The sequence below is a fragment of the Hoeflea sp. AS60 genome (assembly GCF_038900115.1).
Classification (GTDB): Bacteria; Pseudomonadota; Alphaproteobacteria; order Rhizobiales; family Rhizobiaceae; genus Hoeflea.
In genome coordinates this window covers 328,905-345,975 of sequence record NZ_JBBMQP010000002.1, presented here as the reverse complement: position 1 = coordinate 345,975, position 17,071 = coordinate 328,905, and the positions used below count along the sequence as shown (strand labels likewise).

At 59.7% G+C, this 17,071-nt stretch carries 17 protein-coding genes; 15 read left to right on the top strand and 2 right to left on the bottom strand.

Going from position 1 to position 17,071, the window contains the following annotated elements:
• Positions 1 to 24 precede the first annotated feature (24 nt).
• From WNZ14_RS11930 to WNZ14_RS11895, 8 genes are all read left to right on the top strand, one after another.
• On the top strand, positions 25 to 246 hold the full coding sequence (locus WNZ14_RS11930) for a hypothetical protein (protein ID WP_342868877.1): 222 nt from the start codon (positions 25 to 27) through the stop codon (positions 244 to 246).
• Positions 246 to 1,199 (top strand): LysR family transcriptional regulator, encoded by a 954-nt coding sequence (locus WNZ14_RS11925; RefSeq protein WP_342868876.1) that lies wholly within the window; start codon positions 246 to 248, stop codon positions 1,197 to 1,199. The genes WNZ14_RS11930 and WNZ14_RS11925 overlap by 1 nt, the downstream gene beginning before the upstream one ends.
• 331 nt (positions 1,200 to 1,530) lie before the next feature.
• A complete protein-coding gene (locus tag WNZ14_RS11920; protein WP_342868875.1) occupies positions 1,531 to 2,286 on the top strand; it encodes a LuxR family transcriptional regulator in 756 nt (251 codons plus the stop codon).
• Between the two features lie 44 nt (positions 2,287 to 2,330).
• Positions 2,331 to 2,993 (top strand): acyl-homoserine-lactone synthase, encoded by a 663-nt coding sequence (locus WNZ14_RS11915; RefSeq protein ID WP_342868874.1) that lies wholly within the window; start codon positions 2,331 to 2,333, stop codon positions 2,991 to 2,993.
• On the top strand, positions 2,990 to 3,223 hold the full coding sequence (locus WNZ14_RS11910; protein ID WP_342868873.1) for a hypothetical protein: 234 nt from the start codon (positions 2,990 to 2,992) through the stop codon (positions 3,221 to 3,223). Before WNZ14_RS11915 ends, WNZ14_RS11910 begins: the two co-directional genes overlap by 4 nt.
• A gap of 295 nt (positions 3,224 to 3,518) precedes the next feature.
• On the top strand, positions 3,519 to 4,073 hold the full coding sequence (locus WNZ14_RS11905; RefSeq protein WP_342868872.1) for a hypothetical protein: 555 nt from the start codon (positions 3,519 to 3,521) through the stop codon (positions 4,071 to 4,073).
• 164 nt (positions 4,074 to 4,237) lie between these two features.
• A complete protein-coding gene (locus WNZ14_RS11900; RefSeq protein WP_342868871.1) occupies positions 4,238 to 4,714 on the top strand; it encodes a CYTH domain-containing protein in 477 nt (158 codons plus the stop codon).
• Complete coding sequence (locus tag WNZ14_RS11895) at positions 4,711 to 5,619, top strand: CHAD domain-containing protein (RefSeq protein WP_342868870.1); 909 nt, start codon at positions 4,711 to 4,713, stop codon at positions 5,617 to 5,619. The genes WNZ14_RS11900 and WNZ14_RS11895 overlap by 4 nt, the downstream gene beginning before the upstream one ends.
• 42 nt (positions 5,620 to 5,661) lie before the next feature.
• On the opposite strand, the gene WNZ14_RS11890 is transcribed toward WNZ14_RS11895, so the two are convergent.
• On the bottom strand, positions 5,662 to 7,773 hold the full coding sequence (locus tag WNZ14_RS11890; RefSeq protein WP_342870217.1) for a catalase: 2,112 nt from the start codon (positions 7,771 to 7,773) through the stop codon (positions 5,662 to 5,664).
• Positions 7,774 to 7,966: 193 nt separating this feature from the next.
• Positions 7,967 to 8,872 (bottom strand): cation diffusion facilitator family transporter, encoded by a 906-nt coding sequence (locus WNZ14_RS11885; protein ID WP_342868869.1) that lies wholly within the window; start codon positions 8,870 to 8,872, stop codon positions 7,967 to 7,969.
• A gap of 201 nt (positions 8,873 to 9,073) precedes the next feature.
• Between WNZ14_RS11885 and WNZ14_RS11880 the strand changes: the two genes are divergently transcribed.
• The 7 genes from WNZ14_RS11880 to ppsA all read left to right on the top strand — a co-directional run bounded on the left by WNZ14_RS11880 (position 9,074) and on the right by ppsA (position 17,039).
• Positions 9,074 to 9,829, top strand: a complete 756-nt coding sequence (locus WNZ14_RS11880; RefSeq protein WP_342868868.1) for a hypothetical protein — start codon at positions 9,074 to 9,076, stop codon at positions 9,827 to 9,829.
• Positions 9,830 to 10,110: 281 nt separating this feature from the next.
• On the top strand, positions 10,111 to 11,088 hold the full coding sequence (gene phnD / locus WNZ14_RS11875; protein WP_342868867.1) for a phosphate/phosphite/phosphonate ABC transporter substrate-binding protein: 978 nt from the start codon (positions 10,111 to 10,113) through the stop codon (positions 11,086 to 11,088).
• 62 nt (positions 11,089 to 11,150) lie between these two features.
• On the top strand, positions 11,151 to 11,951 hold the full coding sequence (gene phnC, locus WNZ14_RS11870; RefSeq protein ID WP_342868866.1) for a phosphonate ABC transporter ATP-binding protein: 801 nt from the start codon (positions 11,151 to 11,153) through the stop codon (positions 11,949 to 11,951).
• Positions 11,948 to 12,763 (top strand): phosphonate ABC transporter, permease protein PhnE, encoded by an 816-nt coding sequence (gene phnE / locus WNZ14_RS11865; protein WP_342868865.1) that lies wholly within the window; start codon positions 11,948 to 11,950, stop codon positions 12,761 to 12,763. The genes phnC and phnE (WNZ14_RS11865) overlap by 4 nt, the downstream gene beginning before the upstream one ends.
• Complete coding sequence (gene phnE / locus WNZ14_RS11860) at positions 12,763 to 13,581, top strand: phosphonate ABC transporter, permease protein PhnE (protein WP_342868864.1); 819 nt, start codon at positions 12,763 to 12,765, stop codon at positions 13,579 to 13,581. Before phnE (WNZ14_RS11865) ends, phnE (WNZ14_RS11860) begins: the two co-directional genes overlap by 1 nt.
• Positions 13,578 to 14,501: an HAD hydrolase-like protein gene (locus WNZ14_RS11855; protein ID WP_342868863.1), complete on the top strand. Its 924-nt coding sequence runs from the start codon at positions 13,578 to 13,580 to the stop codon at positions 14,499 to 14,501. Before phnE (WNZ14_RS11860) ends, WNZ14_RS11855 begins: the two co-directional genes overlap by 4 nt.
• A gap of 147 nt (positions 14,502 to 14,648) precedes the next feature.
• Complete coding sequence (gene ppsA / locus WNZ14_RS11850) at positions 14,649 to 17,039, top strand: phosphoenolpyruvate synthase (RefSeq protein ID WP_342868862.1); 2,391 nt, start codon at positions 14,649 to 14,651, stop codon at positions 17,037 to 17,039.
• Positions 17,040 to 17,071 lie beyond the last annotated feature (32 nt).

Here is a 17,071-nt window from a genome sequence, read left to right as displayed (position 1 = left end):
TCTCTGCCGCTGGTCTTCACGCTAATGCTGTCCTTTGAGGTATTTTCGGAGGAAGTTCTTCATGCGCTGATTGGCCGGGTTCCTGAAGATCACCTCGCGCGGGTCTTCTTCGAAAACCATGCCCTGATCCAGGAACCTTACCCGGTCACACCAATCACCGAGACACGCATCTCCCATTTTGTCGCATGGCAATTTACTATGGATCAAACAGATAATATCAATCCAGACTATAAACAGGATTTATGATGCAGCCATACGAACAACGGTTTCCCTGGAACCTCGACTGGAACCTGCTCAGGACATTCATGATCGTGGTCGACCAGAAGGGTCTCACCCGTGCCGCGGACTATCTCGGGGTGACGCAACCCACGATCAGCAGCGCGCTCAAGCGGCTGGAACGAACGGTCGGTGTATCGCTGGTGGACCGCCGGCCGGGCAATTTTGCCCTGACCGAATCCGGCCAGATCCTCTATCAGGAATGCAACGCCATGTTCGGCGCTGTGTCGCAGATACCGGGCCTGCTGAACAAGGCACAGCGGCATGTAAGCGGCCACATCAATATGGTCATGACCAGCCATGTCGTCTCCCGGCACCTTGATCACGTTCTGCACGAATTCAATTCACAAAATCCGGATGTCACCTATTCGATTGCGATTGCCGAAAGCTCCGAAGTGCTCAACCGCGTCAGGCAGAACCGGGCGACCTTGGGCATTTGCCTGATGCGAGACCCAGACCCGCTGCTTTCGGCCGTGCCGCTCTACCGCGAACAATTTGCGCTCTACTGTGGCCCGCATCACCGGCTTTTCGGCAAGACCCAGATCAAGCTGTCTGAATTGCAGGGCGAGAACTCGGTTTCGTTTCAGACCGAAGTCGAAAGCGGCCCACTGATCCTGCTCGGCCAGTTGCGCGAGCGTGCGCTGCTCAATCCGGTGATCAAGGGTGTATCCGCAAACCTTCCCGAGGTTCGCCGCATGATCGTTGCCGGGATCGGAGTGGGCGCGCTTCCGGTTCATGTGGCAACGCGCGATGTCGACGCAGGCCTTCTCTGGCCGTTGCCGCCCTATACAGGATTGCCGGTCGCCGACATTCATTTTGTCACCAACCCGCGCCGCAGCATGAACCCGGCCGAGCGCGTTCTTGTTGCAGCGATTGAAAACCTCATCGAGACAACACCCATCGCCGAACGGACTTATCCCTAGCCAAGGCAATAGCGGCAATTCCGAAGAGATCCGCCCGATGCGACAAGCCCGAACGACAACCCACGGCTGGCAGACGGTCCAGCTTATTGCGTCCTGCCAGGTTCCAATATTGATACATGCATCAAGGTATGGAGAAAAATCTTGCGCAACAACAACCAAGATCTCGAAAAGCTAATTAATTAGAAGTCAAACTTATCCAGAATATCAGAATAATAACAATGCTCATTGCAAAAGTATTTGAAGTTTGCGCACTATAATTTTACGGGTTACGCTGTCAGCCATTAACAAGTGATTCAGGCCATTTGCAGGCCAACGCAACCGGATTATCCAAATGGGCGTGCAGGAAAAGGCGGTATTCGAATTCATTGAGCGGGTGGACAACCACATTCTGGTGGATGACCTGCTTGACGATCTCTTAAAGGTCGTCGGCGATTACGGCTTTCAGCATATGATTTACACCGGCCTCCCGGTCGAAAACACATCGATCGAGCCGCTGGTCAAAACCAACCGGTTTCCGCAAGCATGGTGGGACCGCTATATCGAACGCGACTACGCCAAGCGAGACGCCGTATGTCAGCAGATGTTTTCAACCATGTCGCCTTTCGCATGGCAGGAAGTGCAACCTGAATTTTCCTCGAAGGCCGGCGCCGCACAGGTGGCTGGGGAAGCTGCAGAGCATGGCCTGACGGACGGCTACATCGTCCCGGTTTTCTCTCGCGATGAATGGCTCTCTGCCATTTCGTTCGGCGCCTCGACAAAGCTGAAGCTGAGCCCGAAGGACCGCGGCGCGCTCAACCTGATGGCGGTGTATACCTCTTCGGCCATCGAACGACGTCAGGAGAAACAACCGACACGAGGCAAACTGACATCGCGCGAGCGCGAAGTGCTGTTGTGGACCTCTGCGGGAAAGTCCTGTTGGGATGTTTCGGTCATTCTCGGCATCAGCGAGAAGACGGTGCGCTTTCACACCGCCCAGATCCGCACCAAGCTCAACGCCAGCAACACCATTCACGCTGTCGCCAGGGCACTTCAACAAGGTGAGATCACCCTTGGTCAACTGGCGGAATCGCTAGGCGACATCCACTAGAAGGCGAGCCTACCTTCCTCTCCCAGATATAAGGGGAGACGAAGATGATCGAAGCTCATGTTGTCAATGCTCAGAACAAGCATCTCTACGAACGCGAATTCGAAGAGTTTCTCAGACGCCGCCACGACTACTACGCGGTAGCCAATCGCTGGGTGCCGATCAGTGATGACGGTCTGGAGCTGGATCCCTTCGACACGCCGGAAGCCACCTATCTGTTAGGAATGCTGGAGGACCGGGTGGTCACCTCGGCCCGGCTGATGCCAACGACCATTCCAAACCTTGTGTCGGAAGAGTTCCCGCACATGTGTGAGAACATCGGCCTTCCCTGCAGTCCGGAATGGGCCGACTGGACCCGCACCTATGTGCTGCCGGAATATCGCGGCGTCGGCGCCACCGGCATTCTGGGCCAGATGTTCTGCGCAGTGATGGAATACTGCCTTGATGAAGGGATCACCCACACCGGTGGCGTTTTGCAGCAGTTCCTGCTCAAGCGCTGGCTTGATCTGGGCTGGAAAGTCATCCCCGCCGGTCTGCCGCGCATCCTGTCTGGCGACTGGTGCTTGGTGGCCTATGTAGAGGTTACGGAAACCGCGCTGAAAAATGGCCGCCTCCACGCATCCATCGACCGCCCGCTGGTAATCCGAAAGGGCACGCAGCTACCGTTTATAAAGCCATCGCACCGCCCTCTGATCGAGGCGCTCTCATGAGCAACAAACCGGCAAGCATCGACGACACCATTGCGTTGTTGAAGATCCAGGGCCTGCTGGCAGGCGCTTATGAACTTTCGCGCAACCTGAGCAAGAAGTCGCCGGAAACGGACATGAAGTTCCTGTCCTATCTGATCAAGATGGCGCGGATGGAGGCCGGAGCCTGTTTCGAAACGGCAGACCCTGCCCAGGTCAATGCCAAGAAGCCCAACAACCTGGATCGCATGTAACCCGGACCGCGCCGCGCGACCTTTTAATGGCGCGGCGCGGCACCTTGAATTTCCGGGAGACAAACAGGCAGGTTTTCACCTTTCCTTAAACCCATGCTGGTAGATTGAACGTGCGAGATTCCTGTTAGGGAACGCATGATGCACTCTCGCCCGCCATTTTGATCAATTCCGATCCAGGCATGTTGGAATACCGGTTCTGACCGCGTTTGCATGTCACCGCTGCCCCATCGGGCGCGCCCCATTCCTGCGCTGGTCAATATCAACAATCTGTTTGTTATCGCGTTAGGAGTTCGTCGTGGCTGCCCAGAAATCAGAAAAAAGCAAGGCTCAGAGCAACAAAGGCGGCATGATGGGCCTGATTTCGAAAGTTCTCGGTGTCGCAGCAATCACGTTGGGCGGCCTGTTTTTCGCGGCCATGTTCGATGTCGGACACGCGAACCTGCTGCACACACTCGCCGGGTCCTCCATTGTTCTGGTCCCGCTGTTCACGATTTTTGCAATTGCCGCGTTGTTCATGACGCCAAAAGCCGGCGCGGACCTCGACGAGCTCGCAGCCCAGATCACGTCGCTGACGGAATCCAAATCCAAAATGACATCGCAGATTCTGACCTTGCAGAACCAGATGGATTCCATGAACGGCCAGGACATCGAAACCCTGAAGGCCCGCAATCAGGAGCTTCAAGCCGAGCTTGACGCCATCCATCAGGCAGAGCGCGAGAAGATGGACGTCGAAGTCGACGCCCTGCGCCAGCGCAATGTCGAACTCGAAGCCCAGATCAAGCAGTGGGCACTTGATACCATCGGCAAGAACGTGACCACCGAGAAGCCGCAGTCGGCAAAAGCCGCCTGATAAAGCCGCACTCAGCCAGATCGCAACAATTTCAAGTCCAAAGGTGTTTTCAGCGCCTTCCGCCTCCGGCAGATCATTTCCTGCCGGGGGCGGTTTTTGTTCGAAGCCAGTGATGAGCCCGCCTCCCAATTGCAAATGACACAGCTTTCGGTCAAAAATGCTCAATGGCCAAGGAAATCGAACGCAAGTTTATCGTTGACGGTGACGCATGGCGCGACGCGGTTGAGGCATCGAAAACCATCGTCCAGGCCTATCTTGCCGTCGATGGCGAGACATCGGTGCGGGTGCGGATTACTGATGGCAATCAGGCGAGACTGACCGTCAAGGTCGGCGCATCGGCGATGACCCGCGACGAGTTTGAATATCCCATACCGCTCGACGATGCGCAGGCCATGATGAATGAAAGCCGCGGGCGGATGATCGAGAAGACGCGCCACATCATACCGGCAGGCCCGTTCGTCTGGGAAGTCGATGTGTTTGGCGGAGCGCTGGCGGGGCTTGTGATCGCCGAGGTCGAGATGCGTTCCGAGGATGATGATCCGGCGCTGCCGTCCTGGCTCGGGCGCGAGGTGACCGGCGACCGCACCTTCAGCAATGCTGTGCTGGCGATTGAGGGCATGGGCAAGGAACCGGGGCGATGAGCTACCGGATCAGGCCGGGCGAGAGGCTTTCCAGTGAGGTCAGCCATGTGGCTGAAGCGCAGTACCGGAAGGCGATCGGCATTCTTGGCGAGCGGCGTGGCGGCGCCTATGAAGCTATCCATGACGCGCGCAAATGTTTCAAACGCTTGCGCGGACTTTTTCGTATTGTTCGCGACGCCGGCCCGAAATTTTGCGCCCGCGAAAACGCCCGGGTGCGCGACATCGCCCACTCGCTCTCGGTTGTGCGCGACGCCACAGCGATTGTCGAGACGCTCGACAGATTGATCGCAACCGAGGCGACCGCTGAAAACCACGAGGCTCTGTTTGCTGTCCGCGAGCGCATGGCCGTGCGCCGCGACCGTATCAGCGTGCAACAGGTCGATCTCGAGGGCAGGATCGATGCGGCCATCGCCGCTTGCGAACAAGGGATTACGGCGCTCGGCGAGCTGCGCCTGCCGGGCAAGCGCGACAAGGCCATCACGCTTCTCGCCAAGGGACTGGCAAAAAACTATTGTCGCGCGGTCAGAGCGCTTGCCAACGCCGACGAGAGCGATGATCCCGATGACTGGCATGATCTGCGCAAGCGCATCAAGTATCACAGAATGCATGTGCAGCTCATGAGCCCTGCATGGCCCGGCGAAATGGCGCTTCGCGCCAATGTCGCCGATCTTGCCGGAGAGGCGCTGGGCGACGATCATGATCTAGCGGCACTTGAGGCGGTGATTGTTGCGGACCCGGATGCGGTGGGCAGCGCTGAAGAAATCATGGTCCTGCGCACCTGCATGGCAGCCCAGTCGGCGCGGCTGCACGACCAGGTCCGCAAGATGGTCAGGCACCTGCTCAAGGACGACAAGAAGGTGGTCCGGGACAGGATTGCGGCGCTGTACCTGGATGCGGCGCAGTGAGTGGGCCCGCGTCGGTTGACGCGGACCCTTTTCTGCGAAGGTCTATTTGAGCGCCTTTTCCCGGTCCCAGAAGCGCAGGCCGCCGCAGAGCTCGATGAAGCTTGAGACATCGGCCTTCTTGCCGATCTCCCGGCAGCCATCGTCGAGATCGGCCCAGATCCCGGCCTTTTCGAGCAGCGGCTGGGCCGCGGCCGAATAGGAGATGAACTTGCAATGGGCGAAGGCGTCGGCGACGAAATCGCGCGCCGGCGGCATCTTGGCCAGAGCTCCGACACCGGTTTCCGACACCAGGATTGCGACCGCGTCGTAAAGCACCGAGGGACCGCCGTCGATCTTCTGCTGCGCCTCGATCCAGGTGCCGTCGCTGGCTTCCACGCCGCCGACATGGGGCGCCACGAATTCGATCATCGCGCCCTCCTTCTTCAGCGCCGCCCGCAGCGCCTTGACCAGCTCAATATCGACGCCGTCGGTGACGAGCACGCCCATCTTGCGGCCCTTGAAGCTTTGCGGCCCATTGGCGACGATCGAGAGTTTCGGCGACAGTTCGAGTTCCATCAGCGTCGGTCGCGCCGCATCGGCGGGCTTGGGCATGGTCTTTAGGCGCAGTCCCTCGCCGACTTCCTTGGCGAGGTCCTTGTCGACATTGAGCAGATGCGACACCATTCGCTCGCGAATCGACATCTTGTCGACCTTGGACAATTCGAACACGAAGGCGTCGGCGATGTGGCTCTGCTCCACCTCGGTCTGCGACAGGTAGAACTGGCGCGCCTGGCTGTAATGGTCAGCGAATGTTTCCGAGCGGTGGCGGCCCTTGGGTCCCTCGATCTCTTCGGGGTGGCTGGTGAAGCCTATCTGAGGGTTCTCGCGCGGACCGCCCTCCTCGCCCCAGGAATTGGGCTCGTAATTGGCCCGCCCCTTGGGATTGTGGAAGGCCATGTGGCCGTCCTGCTGGAAGTGGTGGAACGGGCAGCGCGGCGCATTGACCGGCAGATGGTTGAAATTGGTCGAGCCGAGCCGGCTCAGCTGGGTGTCGAGGTAGGAAAAGTTCCGGCCCTGCAGCAGCGGATCATTGGTGAAATCGATGCCGGGCACGATATTGCCGGTCTGGAACGCCACCTGCTCGGTTTCGGCAAAGAAATTGTCGACGCAGCGGTCGAGCACCATCCGGCCGACGATGCGCACCGGCACCTGTTCCTCGGGAATGATCTTGGTGGGATCGAGCACGTCGAATTCGAACTCTTCGGCGAATTTGTCGTCGAAGACCTGCAAGCCGAGCTCCCATTCCGGGAAATCGCCCGACTTGATCGCCGACCAGAGGTCGCGGCGGTGGAAATCCGGATCGGCGCCATTGAGCTTGAGCGCCTCGTTCCAGGCCACCGACTGCAGGCCCTGCTTGGGCTTCCAGTGGAACTTGACGAAGCTCGACTTGCCCTCGGCGTTGATCATCCGGAAGGTGTGGACGCCGAAGCCTTCCATGAAGCGGAATGAGCGCGGGATGGTGCGGTCGGACATGATCCACAGCGCCATGTTGATCGATTCCGGCGTGAGCGAGATGAAATCCCAGAAATTGTCGTGCGCCGTCTGCGCCTGCGGGAACTCCCGGTCGGGCTCGGGCTTGGCGGCGTGGATCAGATCGGGGAACTTGATCGCGTCCTGGATGAAGAAGACCGGGATGTTGTTGCCCACCAGGTCCCAGTTGCCCTCCTTGGTGTAGAACTTGACGGCGAAGCCGCGGACGTCGCGCGCCACGTCGGCCGAGCCCTTGTTGCCGGCCACCGTCGAAAAGCGCACGAACAGCTCGGTCTTCTCGCCGGGGCGCTGGAAGATGTCGGCCCTGGTGATATCGGACAGTGACTCATAGGCCTCGAAATAGCCGTGCGCGCCGAAGCCGCGGGCGTGCACCACGCGCTCCGGAATGCGCTCATGGTCGAAATGGAAGATCTTCTCGCGGAAATGCTGATCCTCGACCAGCGTCGGCCCGCGCCGGCCGGCGCGCAGCGAATTCTGGTCGTCGGCCACCGGCGTGCCCACCTGGGTGGTGAGCGTCGGGATGTCGCCCGTGGCCGTCTGATGGGTCTCCCCGCCCGAGCCGCGCTCGAATGTCTGGTCTCCCAGCACGGTTTTCTTGCGGCCGTCGTCGGTCTTTCTCGCCATGAGGCTCTCCATCTCGTTAGGGTCGGTGTCGCGCTAAAAATGCGCCGGGCTCGTGCGATGGAAGAACGTGGAAAGGCTGGGAAGGTTCCGGCGTCTGAAGCTGGAATACGGGGAGTTCCTCGCCGCGGTGACGCGGGTCTGACGCCGGCCCGATCCGGAGTGACGGGCTAGAGGCCAGACACGTGCGTTCGTCTCACCCGATCAGCTCGGCACCCACGCAGGCATGCGCCGCGCATTCGAGCTCCAGTGTCGTGTGCGCAAGGTCGAATTGATCGTGAAGCGCCGTCTTCACCGCCTGCTTGATCGCGTCGGCCTCGGACCAGCGGCCCGTCGCGATGACGAGGTGGGCGTCGAGCGCGGCCTCGTGTTCCTGCATCTGCCACAAATGGACATGGTGCACGCCAGTCACGCCGTCGAGCGCCTCGATGGCGGCGATCACGTGTGCGGCGCTAAGCGCGGGCGGACTGCCGAGCATGAGGATGCGGATCACGCCGCCGATTTCGGAGAAAGACATCCACAGGATGTAGCCGGCGATCATCAGCGTCACCAGCGGATCGATGATATGCCAGTCATAAAGAATGATCAGGGTTCCCGCGAGGATAACGGCAACAGAGCCCAAGGCGTCGGAGACATTGTGCAGGAAAGCTGCACGAATGTTGACGCTGTCCTTCGACAGCGAATAGGTCAGAAGGGCGGTCGCCAGATCGACGGCAAGGGCCACGCAGGCGATGATCACCACAAGCCAGCCATCCACACCCGAAGGTTCGATGAACCGCATGATCGCCTCGTAGATCAGATAGATCCCGATCACGATCAGCGTGGTGTAATTGACAAGCGCAGCCACCACTTCAGCCCGGCCATAGCCAAATGTCATGGCGCTGTCGGCGGGACGGCGTGAGATCTTGCGGGCGAAGAACGCGATGATCAGCGACATCGCGTCCGACAGGTTGTGAATGGCGTCAGCGATCATCGCCAGACTGCCTGACAGGACACCGCCGATGACCTGAACCACCGTCAGCCCGAGATTGACGATGACCGCCCAGAAGACGCGCGCGTCGCCTGCGTCGGGATCGACATGATGGTGATGATGGCCTGCCATTCTCTTGTTCCGCCTGTGCGCTGGTGTTGCATTGCGCCCGGTTTAATCCCTCTAGTCGCTATAGCTACAAGCAAAAAAGACGGGCCGCGTTCAAATCGCTTCAGGCAGACTGCCACATCGGTATTTGTATTACCAAAGCCGCTTGCCTAAATAGGCGTGAGATACCGAACCGAAAATCATTTAAGTGTAAAGGCGCGCCGCGTGAGCCGATTGAACTATCCGACCTTTCCCACCAGACATGGCTACATGTCTGAAAAGATCCAGCTGGATTACATACATTCAGCCATTGCGAAAAAACTTCTGCCCCAGGATGCCTACCGGGTTGCGCAGATCATGTCGCTTGAGGCCTCCAATGATATGACCAAGCCGATCCAGTTCTGGCAGCTGTTCTCGGTGCTTGGCCCGGAGCCGATGATCAGCATTGTCAGCGATTTCTATAGGCGCGTGTTCAGGGACGAGCAGTGGTTTGCCTCGGCCTTCGCCCGCATCGGAGGCGTCGAGCATCACATTCGGACCCAGTCATCGATGTGGATTGATGTGATGGGTGGCGGCCCTGCCTATCATGGCGGGGATTTCCGGCTGAACTTCCATCACACCCATAACGCCTTTCAGGTGATGACGGACAAGGGCGCGCATCTGTGGACCAAGCTGATGCTGGAATCGCTGGAAGCCAGCAAGGGCGAGATGACCGATGACCCGCGCGTGCGGCCCGCCATCAACACGTTCCTGAGCTTCTTCATGGGCAAGTATGCCGAGGAATTCGCGTTCGAAAACAAGAGCGTGTTCGGCGACACCAACCCGCCGGTCAAGCGCAAGATCAACTTCATGAAAATGACGTCGGAAGCAATCGAGGCCCTGACGGAAACCGAGCTGCGCGAGGCACTGCAGGAACAGGGCGTCGACATCTCCAAATATCCCGAAAAACAGGATCTGGTGAACAAGGCTCAAATGCTGTGATCGCCGGAGGGCTCCCGGTACCGTCTGAAGCCTGAAACTATCCGTCCACAGTTTCTTGATGGCGCGGCTCCGGTCGCGCCATTTCGTTACAGCTCCGTTTTCATGTCGCTATTTTCAATTTGCAGCCACAAAACCGTCTCTAACGAGACCGGATCCGCGCGCCGCGATCCCCTTCCCGCCTGTGAATTCAAACAGATGACCTGTCATAAACGCTTGCCATTTCGCCGCTGAGCCAGAATAGTCTCCGCAGGAGAAACGAAAAGCCAATTGGGAGGACTGACATGAAACTGAAATCATTATTCTTGAGCACCATCGCCGGTGTCGCTCTGACAATCGCCGCACCGCTTGCCGCATCCGCCGCCGACTGTGAGCGCGGCACGCTGGATGCGCGCTATTGCGACGTCGATGGCGACATGATCGCCGACATACCGACCGACGAGGCGGAACTGATCGATCCGGACACGCTGATCTTCGCCTATACACCGGTGGAAGACCCCGCCGTCTACAAGGAAGCCTGGGCTGATTTCCTGACCCATCTCGACAAGATCACCGGCAAGAAGTCCGTGTTCTTCCCGGTTCAGTCCAATGCAGCACAGATTGAAGCCATGCGCTCGGGCCGCCTGCACATCGCCGGCTTCAACACCGGTTCCAACCCGCTTGCCGTCAATTGCGCCGGCTTCCGCCCGTTCACCATCATGGCCTCGGAAGATGGCGGCTTCGGCTACGAGATGGAAATCATCACCTACCCCGGTTCGGGCGTGGAAAAGGTCGAGGACATCAAGGGCAAGACCATGGCCTTTACGTCTGAAACATCCAACTCCGGCTTCAAGGCGCCGTCAGCCCTGCTGAAAGCTGAATACGGCATGGTCGCGGGCACCGATTTCGAGCCTGCCTTCTCGGGCAAGCACGACAACTCGATCCTGGGTGTGGCCAACAAGGATTATCCGGCCGCGGCCATCGCCAACTCGGTGATGCACCGAATGATCGAGCGTGAGGTGATCAAGGCCGATCAGGTCAAGTCGATCTACAAGTCGCAGACCTTCCCGACCACCGGCTTCGGCGTGGTCTATAACCTCAAGCCCGAATTGCAGGAAAAGATCAAGGAAGCCTTCTTCACCTTCCCATGGGAAGGCTCATCGCTGAAGAAGGAGTTCGAAAAGTCCAACGAAGGCCAGTTCCTGGAAATGAACTACAAGGATTTCTGGGACGTCGTTCGCAAGATCGACGCGGCCAATGGTGTTGAGTACACCTGCGGGTAATCCCCTTCCCTCTGGCGCCGTGCATCTCGCGCGGCGCCGTTTTCATTTCATGACGGGGCCCCATGCTTGAACTCAAGAACCTGACCAAGACCTATCGCACCGGCGACAAGGCGCTCCAGAACGTGACGCTGACCATCCCGAAGGGCCAGGTCATGGCGTTGATCGGACCTTCAGGCGCAGGCAAATCGACACTTATCCGCTGCATCAACCGTTTGGTTGAGCCCACCGCGGGCTCGGTGATCCTCGACGGCACTGATGTGACAGCGCTGAGCTCCGGCGCGCTGCGCAAGATGCGCCGCAAGATGGGCATGATCTTCCAGCAATACGCCCTCGTAGAACGCCTGACGGTGATGGAGAATGTGCTCTCGGGACGCCTGGGCTACGTCGGCTTCTGGCGCTCCTATTTCCGCAAGTACCCGCAATCCGACATCGACGAAGCCTTTCGCCTGCTTGACCGTGTCGGGCTGCTGGCCATGGCCGACAAGCGCGCCGACGAGCTGTCGGGTGGCCAGCGCCAGCGCGTCGGCATCGCCCGCGCCCTGATCCAGGATCCACGCCTGCTGCTGGTCGATGAGCCGACCGCCTCGCTTGATCCAAAAACCTCGCGGCAGATCATGCGCCTGATCTGCGAATTGTGCGCCGAGCGCGGTCTCGCCGCCGTCATCAACATTCACGATGTGGCGCTGGCGCAGATGTTCGTCGAGCGCATTGTTGGCCTCAAGGCTGGCGAACTGGCCTTTGACGGCAAGCCGACCGAGATGACCGAGGACGTTCTCACCAACATCTATGGTGAGGAAGACTGGCAGGCGACCATCCGGGAGGTGGATGATGAGGAAGCAGAAGCCGAGGAACCGGTTGCATGACGGATGTCACGCTTGAAGGCAGGCTTGGTACTGCCTGGAAGAAACCGCCACTGATCTCAAATCCGACGCTGCGCTGGTGCCTGCTCATCGGCGCTGCCATCTATATCGTGCTCGCGGTTGCCTCGATTGAGGTCAACTGGTCGCGCGTGGCCGAAGGCATGAGCCGCGGCTGGGCCTTCGTTGCGTCTTTCTTCAATCCCGATTTCGTCTCGCGCGGCACCGACATCCGCGCCGGCATCATAGAAAGCGTGATCATCACCATCACGTCGACCGTAGTCGGCATTGCCATTTCCATTCCCATAGGCCTGGGCGCCGCACGTAACATCGCGCCACTGCCGGTCTATCTCGTCTGTCGCGCCATCGTGGCGCTGTCACGGGCACTGAATGAGATCATTGTCGCCATCCTGCTGGTGGCGATTTTCGGCTTCGGACCGCTCGCGGGCTTTCTCACCCTGTCCTTCGCCACCATCGGCTTTCTCGCGAAATTGCTGGCCGAAGACATCGAGGAGATGGACAAGGTCCAGGCCGAGGCAATCCGTGCCACCGGATCGACCTGGCTGCAATGGATCAACTACGGCGTTCAGCCGCAGGTGATGCCAAGATTGATCGGTCTGTCGATGTACCGTCTCGACATCAATTTTCGCGAATCCGCGGTCCTCGGGCTGGTCGGCGCAGGCGGTATTGGCGCAACGCTCAACACCGCCTTTGACCGCTACGAATTCGACACGGCGGCGGCAATCCTGCTGATCATCATCGTCACCGTCATGGTGCTGGAATATCTCTCCGGCGTCATCAGGGCAAAGGTGCAATAATGCCGGTATCAACTGACGCAAAAGGCGCCAAGATCTGGCAATTGCGCAACCGCAATCAGACGATCACAAGGTGGGCGGCCTATCTCGTCGGCGTCGCCATCTTCATGTGGTGCTGGCAGCGCATTTCCGAAGCCACCACCTGGTTCTTTGTCTGGGATGCGCCGCGCATTGCCGCCGACATCGGCGGACGCGCCATGCCGCCCCGTTGGTCCTACATGGACAAATTGTGGGGCCCGCTCTGGGACACGCTCAATATGGCGACGCTGGGCACTCTGCTCGCCCTGGTGATGGCGGTTCCTGTGGCCTTTCTCGCCGCTCGCAATACTACGCCAAGCACCCTGTTCATCAGGCCTGTGGCGCTGTTCATTATCGTTGCCACCCGCTCGATCAACTCGCTGATCTGGGCGCTGCTGCTGGTCGCCGTCATCGGTCCCGGCGTCTTTGCCGGTCTGCTCGCCATCGCGTTCCGCTCGATCGGCTTCTGCGCCAAGCTGCTCTACGAGGCGATCGAAGAGATCGACCCCACCCAGGTAGAGGCGATCACCGCCACCGGCGCCAGCCGATGGCAAGTGATGGCCTATGGCATCGTCCCGCAGATCATGCCCGCTTTCGCCGGCATCAGCGTCTTCCGCTGGGACATCAACATCCGCGAATCTACTGTTCTCGGCCTTGTCGGCGCCGGCGGCATTGGGCTGCAGCTGCAGTCCTCGCTCAACACGCTGGCCTGGCCGCAGGTAACGCTGATCCTGATTGTCATCCTGTTCGCGGTCGTGGTAGGCGAATGGGTCTCGGCCAAAGTGCGTGGAGCCATCATTTGAGTACCGGATCAGCAATCCTTGAAGGCGCGGACACTGCCGTCGCCTTCTCCGAATATGAATCTATCCGCCATCGGCTACCCGCACCGCGAGCGCCAGCAGGCTCGGAACGCGCACAGGACCTTGATGCCATCGCCGAGCATTTCGATGTTTTCCTGCTCGATGCTTTCGGCGTGCTCAACATTGGCGAAACAGCCATCCCGGGCGTGGTCGACCGCGTCAACGGACTGAGGCAGCGCGGCAAGCAGGTGCTCGTGGTCACCAATGCAGCAGGCTACCCATCCTCAGTACTGCAAGAGCGCTACCGACGGCTTGGCTACAGCTTCGACACCAGGGACGTTGTCTCAAGCCGAATGGCGCTGCTGGGCGGCTTGAGCGACCATGCACACCGCAAATGGGGCATGGTGGCCGCGCCCAAATTCGGCCACGAGGAACTTCCCGAAGGCGCCATCTTTCTGGAAGACGACCCGGCAGCCTATGCCGAGGCCGAAGGTTTCCTGATGCTGGGCGCCTCGGCCTGGAGCGAGCCCCGGCAGTCGCTGCTGGAACAGGCGCTCAGGCAGAACCCGCGCGACATTCTGGTCGGCAATCCCGATCTGGTCGCGCCGGTGGAATCCGGCCTGTCGCGCGAACCAGGTCATTACGCCCACCGGCTGGCTTCAGCCACAGGCGTGGAGCCGGTGTTTTACGGCAAGCCCTTTCCGGCGATCTTCGACCTCGCACGCCAGCGCATCCGGCCGGGCACGCCCGACCATCGTGTGGTCATGGTCGGCGACACGCTGCACACCGATATTCTGGGCGGCAGTGCTGCGGGCTTCAGAACCGCACTGATTAAGGGCTACGGCTTCTTCGACGGCTCCGACCCCGACAGCGCCATCGAGACATCAGGCATCATACCTGACTTCATTCTCGACCGGCCTTGAACGAGCCGGAACGGCTCTCTCTCAGGCAGGCGAACCGGATCCAATCGCATCGCACTCAACGTTGACGCACATCAAGGCGAGACGTTTCCCAGCTCCTATAGTGGCATTTCGATTTGATATGTCTCAGTCATCCGCCGGGAGCGCCTTATGTCCGCAGCAAACAAGAACGTCATCTGGTTTGAAGATCTTTCGCGCGGGGACGTCGCTCTGGTCGGCGGCAAGAACTCGTCTCTGGGTGAAATGGTGCAGACCTTGGGCAGCAAGGGCATCGACGTTCCGCCCGGCTTCGCCACAACATCAGACGCCTTTCGCGCCTTCATCAAGACCAACAATCTCAACAAGGTGATCGCCGACGCTATGGAGATGCTCGAAAGCGGCAAGCGCACGCTGGCCGAGACAGGCACCGCCGTCCGTGCCGCAATTGTTGCAGGCGACTTTCCTGATGACATCCGCGAGGCCATTCTTTCGGCCTACCGTGAACTTGGCAAACGCATCGGCTCGGAAAATCTCTCGGTCGCCGTCCGCTCCAGCGCCACCGCGGAAGACCTGCCGGACGCGAGCTTCGCCGGTCAGCAGGAAACCTACCTAAATGTCTGCGGTGAAGCAGCGCTGCTGTCGACCTGCAGGCGCTGCTACGCCTCGCTGTTCACCGACCGGGCCATCACCTACCGCAAGATCCAGGGGTTTGATCACAACCAGGTGGCCCTCTCCATCGGCGTTCAGCTGATGGTGCGCTCCGACATCGGCGGCTCCGGCGTGATGTTCTCCATCGACACCGAATCCGGCTTTGACAAGGTGGTGCTGATCAACGCCGCCTGGGGCCTGGGCGAAAACGTGGTCCAGGGTGCAGTCACCCCCGACGAATACGAAGTGTTCAAACCGCTTCTGGACAAGCCGGGCCTGAAACCAATTGTCGAGAAGACCTGCGGCGCCAAGGAGATCAAGATGATCTACGCGGGTGCTGAAGGCGGCGAGACCAAGAACGTGCCGACGTCGAAGGCCGAGCGGCAGGCCTATGTGCTCTCGGACGACGAAATCCTCGCGCTCGCCCGCCATGCGGCGACCATCGAGAAGCATTATGGCCAGGCCATGGACATGGAATGGGCCAAGGATGGCGACACCGGCAAGCTCTACATCGTCCAGGCGCGGCCCGAGACGGTGCAATCGCGCATCGACGTGACGGCACTCAAGACCTACACGATCGGCAAGACCGGCAAGACCCTGATCACCGGCCTGAGCGTTGGTGCCGCCGTGCGCGCCGGGCGCGTCTGCATGATCGAGAACGTCAAGGACATCGACAAGTTCATTGACGGCTCGATTCTGGTAACCTCGACCACCGACCCCGACTGGGTGCCGATCATGAAGCGCGCCACAGCCATCATCACCGACCATGGCGGGCGAACCTCGCATGCGGCCATCGTCAGCCGCGAACTGGGGCTTCCCGCCATCGTTGGTACCGGCAACGCCACCCATGTCCTGCATGACCAGCAGGAAGTGACGATCTCCTGCGCCGGGGGCGAGGACGGCACGGTCTATGAAGGCATTGCCGAGTATGAGGTCCACGACGTCCATCTCGATCACGTACCAGCCACGAAGACCCGCATCATGCTCAATCTCGCCGATCCCTCGGCGGCGTTCCGCTGGTGGCGCCTGCCAGCCGATGGCGTTGGTCTGGCGCGCATGGAATTCGTGGTCAATTCCGCGGTCCGCGTCCACCCCATGGCTCTGGTGCATTTCGACACGTTGAAGGACGAAGAGGCAAAGACGGAAATCGCCGAGCTCACCCGCCGCTACGACAACAAGGGCGACTACTTCGTCGAGACCCTCGCCCGCGGCCTGTCACGCATCGCCGCGGTTGCCTATCCCAAGCCGGTGATCGTGCGGATGAGCGATTTCAAGACCAATGAGTATGCCGAATTGTTGGGCGGCCGCGCCTTCGAGCCCAAGGAAGAAAATCCGATGATCGGCTATCGCGGTGCATCGCGCTACTATTCCGAGGGCTATCGCGAAGGCTTTGCGCTTGAGTGCAAGGCGATCAAGATGCTGCGCGAGGAAATGGGCTTCGACAATGTCGTGGTCATGATCCCGTTCTGCCGCTCGCCGGAGGAAGCCGACAAGGTGCTGGGCGTAATGGCCGACAATGGCCTCAAGCGCGGTGAAAATGGCCTGCAGGTCTATGTGATGGGCGAGATCCCGTCCAACGTCATAAGGGCCGCGGAATTTGCCGAACGCTTCGACGGCTTCTCCATTGGCTCAAATGATCTGACCCAGCTGACACTCGGCGTCGACCGCGATTCCGGCGAACTGGCTGACCTTTTCAGCGAAGCCGATCCGGCGGTGATCTGGATGATCGAGACGCTTGTCGCCCGTGCCCATGAAGCAGGCGCCAAGGTAGGGCTCTGCGGTCAGGCGCCATCCAACAACCCCGCATTTGCCAAGATCCTGGTAAGGGCCGGCATCGACACCATCTCGGTCACGCCTGACAGCTTCGTCGCGGTCAAGACCAATGTGGCCGAGGCTGAAAAATCCGGGCATTGATCGCGCCGAACCACTGGACGAGATTGAAACCA